General features: G+C 69.4%; 1 protein-coding gene. It reads right to left on the reverse strand.

The window, feature by feature from the left end; genetic code table 11:
• Nucleotides 1-353: radical SAM protein (locus HOP53_RS21370; protein ID WP_234271873.1), on the reverse strand; the 353-nt coding region annotated here is incomplete at both ends.

Here is a 353-nt window from a genome sequence, read left to right on the forward strand (position 1 = left end):
AGGGGCGTGGCACCCTTGGGGCTCACGCATAGCCAGTCGATGCCCGCCGGAGCGGGCAGGGTGCCGTTGGTCTCGACCGCGACCTCGAAGCCGCGGGCATGCATGGCGGCGATCAAGGCCGCATCGAGCTGCAGCAGCGGCTCGCCGCCGGTAAAGACCACATAGGGGGTCGCCACACCGCCTGCCTCGGGCCACAGTGCCGTCAGGTGGTTGGCCAGAGCTTCGGCGCTGGCGAAGCGTCCGCCGTTCTGGCCATCGGTGCCGACGAAGTCGGTATCGCAGAAACTGCACGCCGCGCTCGACCGGTCCTGCTCGCGCCCCGACCACAGATTGCAGCCGCTGAAGCGGCAGAA

The organism is Billgrantia ethanolica (assembly GCF_021404305.1).
In the GTDB taxonomy this organism is placed as follows: domain Bacteria; phylum Pseudomonadota; class Gammaproteobacteria; order Pseudomonadales; family Halomonadaceae; genus Halomonas; species Halomonas ethanolica.